8 protein-coding genes are annotated in these 4,345 nt (G+C 26.3%); 6 read left to right on the top strand and 2 right to left on the bottom strand.

Annotated elements, in window-relative coordinates; genetic code table 11:
• Positions 1-129: 129 nt before the first annotated feature.
• Both BN1173_RS00970 and BN1173_RS00965 read right to left on the bottom strand, forming a co-directional pair.
• On the bottom strand, positions 130-828 hold the full coding sequence (locus BN1173_RS00970) for a hypothetical protein (protein ID WP_052456016.1): 699 nt from the start codon (positions 826-828) through the stop codon (positions 130-132).
• Positions 828-1,490, bottom strand: a complete 663-nt coding sequence (locus BN1173_RS00965; protein WP_040235982.1) for a hypothetical protein — start codon at positions 1,488-1,490, stop codon at positions 828-830. Before BN1173_RS00965 ends, BN1173_RS00970 begins: the two co-directional genes overlap by 1 nt.
• A 177-nt stretch (positions 1,491-1,667) precedes the next feature.
• On the opposite strand from BN1173_RS00965, the gene infC reads away from it, so the two are divergent.
• From infC to tsaB, 6 genes are all read left to right on the top strand, one after another.
• On the top strand, positions 1,668-2,228 hold the full coding sequence (gene infC, locus BN1173_RS00960) for a translation initiation factor IF-3 (protein ID WP_040235979.1): 561 nt from the start codon (positions 1,668-1,670) through the stop codon (positions 2,226-2,228).
• Positions 2,229-2,250: 22 nt separating this feature from the next.
• Entirely contained in the window at positions 2,251-2,448 is a 198-nt protein-coding gene (gene rpmI, locus BN1173_RS00955) for a 50S ribosomal protein L35 (RefSeq protein ID WP_012537956.1), read from the top strand.
• A gap of 20 nt (positions 2,449-2,468) precedes the next feature.
• The gene (rplT, locus tag BN1173_RS00950) at positions 2,469-2,816 is read left to right on the top strand and encodes a 50S ribosomal protein L20 (RefSeq protein ID WP_014696077.1); all 348 of its coding nucleotides are present in this window, start codon (positions 2,469-2,471) and stop codon (positions 2,814-2,816) included.
• Positions 2,817-3,018: 202 nt separating this feature from the next.
• Positions 3,019-3,279: a hypothetical protein gene (locus tag BN1173_RS00945; protein WP_025400576.1), complete on the top strand. Its 261-nt coding sequence runs from the start codon at positions 3,019-3,021 to the stop codon at positions 3,277-3,279.
• Entirely contained in the window at positions 3,276-3,704 is a 429-nt protein-coding gene (tsaE, locus tag BN1173_RS00940; protein WP_025400575.1) for a tRNA (adenosine(37)-N6)-threonylcarbamoyltransferase complex ATPase subunit type 1 TsaE, read from the top strand. The genes BN1173_RS00945 and tsaE overlap by 4 nt, the downstream gene beginning before the upstream one ends.
• Positions 3,658-4,345, top strand: a 688-nt coding sequence (tsaB, locus tag BN1173_RS00935) for a tRNA (adenosine(37)-N6)-threonylcarbamoyltransferase complex dimerization subunit type 1 TsaB (protein WP_082020223.1), incomplete at its 3' end; no start/stop codon positions are given. The genes tsaE and tsaB, both read left to right, overlap by 47 nt.

Here is a 4,345-nt window from a genome sequence, read left to right as displayed (position 1 = left end):
TTTTTTGACCATTGTTGCTTAAGTTATTATTAAAGTAATAGAGTATTTTATTTTGATTATATTGTTTTAACATTCGAATTTATTTTGTTGTTTTCATTCTTATTGAGTTCTTATTTAAAATTTTTGTTTTTATTTTTTATTTATTTTACTTACAGTGGGTACATTAATGCTGATTACATATTTTACATTCACTTCTTTTATGTCTTGTTTTATATTGCCAATCAATATGAATTCTATTTGTTTAAATAATGATGATTCTGATAATTTTTTTAAAAAAATGTGGTTGTTTCTCATTGAAAATATGATTGCTTTTGTTATTTTTGGGGTAATTAAGTTTTTTATGTGAGAAATATTTTTATCGTCTATGGTAGTAATATTTATATTATGATCTTGTGCAAATTTTTCTAAATATTTGGAATCTTCTTGATTTATTGTATGATCTCTTATGATTAATGAAGTTGTTAGATCTATTGAAGGATCATTAAATATAGAATTTATTGCTTTTTTTAATGAGAATTTAATTTCTGAGAGATAGAAGGTTTTGTTTTTTATTTGTTCAGTATTTAGTATTTCGTTATTTAGCTTATGTGTAAGTAGTATTTTTTCGATATTGTTTAGTTTTTCCTTAATATTTTCGATATCTTTTTCATTTATAAATAGTATATTTTCTTGGATAAATGGGGTATTTTTGATTTTAAAAAAATATTCTGTTGCATTTGAAAAAATGATGACATAGCTAAAATCTTTGTCTGTAATTTTATCTTTTGTGCAGCTGAGATATGAGATTAAGATTATTGTGATAAGTAAAATATTTATTTTATGTAACATTATTTTATAGTTCCAATAGCTTTTTTGTTTAAGATTGTTATTCCTAATAATATTAGTGATATAGCTAGAGAGTATATTTGTTGGTTAATTAAAATAAATACTTTTAAAAATGTGATAATTATTTCTAGGGTTAAGATAGGAATAAAAATTGCTTGATACCCATTTATATTTTGTGTTAAATGTAGTCGTATTCCTTTTTCACATATAATTGCTGTGAATATTAGTTCTAACATATGTATCAATGGTATTTTAATATATTCGTATGTACCAAAAACTTTGCTGTTTGTTATGAGGAGAGAAATATTTTTAGAAAAAACAAGTCCAAATGCAAAATATATTAAAAATATTGGATTGTTTCTTAATAATGAATTTGGGTTTAATGTGAAGAAAAATGTGAATATGAATAATGGAAAGATATAGTAGTAAATTTGTTCTTTAATGAATATTGAATATATTAAGTCAAATTTTGTTTGATAGTTTATGAGCAAATTTTTATATAGTATGAATTCTTCTATCAGATATAATGAAGAAAAAATAGTTGCTGCAAGCAATATTGACATTGCATATGTGTAGGTTTGTTTTACCAATTTTAATTGAGGATGTTTTATTTGCATGTATATTTTAAGGACCAAAGGTAAACTTACGATTAAAAATACATTCATAATAAGTAGATTTTACTTTTAAATTATTTATTAATCAATTGCATTTGTATTTTTTAGAATTTTGTGGTAATTCTTTTGTTATTGTATTTAATAGATCTGTGTTCGAATTTACTTTTTACGGAAGGTATATTAAAATTAGTTATTGATTAATACTGTTTGAGGAGTATGTATTTTTAGATGATAAATAGAAATTCCGGTAAGGATAGAGATAGGTCGAGGTCAGGTGATAAAGAATTGAGAATTAATCATAGAATTAAGGCTCGTGAAGTTAGAGTTATTTTTAATGATGGTACTCAATCTGTTTTGCCAATTGAAGATGCTATTAAATGTGCTAGAGATGTTGAGCTTGATTTGGTTGAAATTTCGCCAAATGCATTGCCTCCTGTTTGTAAAATAATTGATTATGGAAAGTACAAATTTCATCAGGAAAAGCGTCAAAAAGAGCAAAGAAAAAATCAGAAAATCATTAAACTTAAAGAAGTTAGGATGCAACCCAAAATAGATACTCATGATCTTGATTTTAAGTATAAAAATATTTTAGGATTCCTCAAAGAAGGAAATAAGGTAAAAGTTACTATAAGATTTAGAGGACGAGAACTTGCTCATACTCATTTAGGATATGGGATTTTAGAGAGCATTCTGGAACGCGTAGGTGATTCTAATTATATTTTAGAATCACCAGCTAAGATGGAAGGGAAGACAATGTTCTTAATTATTGCACCTAAATCTAGGAAGTAATTGATAAGGAGATGTAGTATAAATGCCAAAAATGAAGACATGCAAAAGTGCAAGAAAAAGATATGCTTTTACTTCAAAGGGTAAAGTTAAATATAAAAAGCAAAATTTAAGACATATTTTAACAAAGAAATCTGCAAAGAGAAAGCGCAATTTAGGTAAGTCAGGTTTGGTTTCAAATGTTGAAGTTAAGAGAATTAAAACCTTATTGCCTTATGTTTAAATGTTGTTTTAGGAGATTATATGGCTAGAGTGAAAAATGGAATAGTTCATGTTGCAAGACGAAAGAGAATTTTAAAGAAAACCAAAGGTTTTTGGGGTACTAAAAAAAGTAATTATAAGAAAGCTAAAGATACTCTTCGTAAGGGTATGATGTATGCTACAAGAGATAGAAAGACTCGTAAAAGAGATTTAAGAAGTTTGTGGATTGTAAGAATTTCTGCTGCTTTGACGGGTATGGGAATAAGTTATTCAAGATTTTTTGAGGGTTTGCGAAAACTTAATATTAAGCTTAATAGAAAAATCTTATCTAATTTGGCAATTGAAGATATTGAAAGTTTTAAAAAAATTGTTTATGAAATAAAAAATTAATAGTTTCCTGGGAAGTTTAATTATAGGGATTAGAGTTATTTTTTGCGACATCTCACTAAATTTGGGGGTTTAAGTATTTTTTTACGGATAGTTGCTATAGAGCACACTAAAAGTTAAGAATGAAAATCCCATCTTTAAAAATAGCGCTAAATAAAATATTTCTATGTTGGCTTCTTGGGATTTATTTAAAAGGGCTGGTATTGTGAAATTCATTTCTCTTGCTAATATAAAAAAAGAATGTAGTCACATATATTATAGAAGTGTGTATTTTGCTGATGCTTTTTATGAATATAATGGTTTTAGGGAGGTTAAACATGTAAAATTTATAATAGAAGTAACACCTTTAAACGAAAAACATGTTACTATTGAGTTTTTGGAGCCTCTCAATTATCCTGTTTTAAGTTTGATGGTTGCAATTAAAAGGCATGTCATTGAACTTAATACAAAAGGTGAACTTCCTTGATATTATCTTTTAAAAGAGAAGATGAGATGATAACTTTTTCTAAGTCTTTTTTTAATCCTTTACCTATTGGTAAAATATTTGCTCTTTATGGTGAGATAGGTGTTGGGAAGACGACTTTTTTAAAAGGTTTGGCTTTAAATCTTGGGATTTCTTTTTTTGTAAGTCCGACTTATAACATTATTAATGTTTATGAATTTGCAAATTTTAGATTTTATCATATTGATTTGTATCGTTTGCATCTTTTAGATGAATTTGAGCTTATTGGTGGAATGGAGCTTTTATTGGATATGTCATCTATAATAGCTATTGAATGGCCAGATATGGTTGTTGATATTTTACCTAAAGACAGATTGAGATTTTTAAAATTTAAAATTAAAGATGATAGTAGGATTTTGGAATTTGATAATGAATACTCTTGCAATTGAATATTCATATAAAAATTTATTGATTTATTTTCAAATTAACGAAGAAATTTTGTTTCTTATTATGAACAAGAGTGGAGTCAATAATGTTCTTAATGTGCCCAAATTATTTAATGATTTTATATTAGATAAAAATATTGATCTTGGTAATCTTGATTTACTTATTAATTCTTCTGGGCCTGGTTCTTTTACGGGGTTAAGAATTAGTTTAAGTTTTATTAAGGGTCTCTCCTTAGGACTTTCAATTCCTTTTGTTAATATTCCTACCTTTGATGTTTGTGTAAGATTGTTTCATACAGAGTCGGATATTCTAGTTTTAAGTTTTACTGCAGGTAGATATTTTCTTGGGCATTATAGAGATTTTAAATTGTGTGGTAATATTGTTTGTTTTTCTGAAATAGACTTGTTGAAATATTTGAATGAACTTGACTGTAAATTTGTTATTGTGGGTAATGACATTGATTTTATTTATGAAAAATTTAAAAGTAGGTTTAGAGTTATTAATGATATGCGTACTTTTGGTGCAGTTTTGACTGATCTTGGTAAGGCAAAGTACTTCAAGAGTAAACAGGGTGATGATATTTTATCAGGACCTTGTTATGTAAGGCCTAGTGATGCTGAAATTAATTCTTATTTGCTAAAAT

The sequence above is a fragment of the Borrelia crocidurae genome (genome assembly GCF_000825665.2).
GTDB classification, from domain to species: Bacteria; Spirochaetota; Spirochaetia; order Borreliales; family Borreliaceae; genus Borrelia; species Borrelia duttonii.
This window is presented reverse-complemented; position numbering and strand designations above follow the sequence as displayed.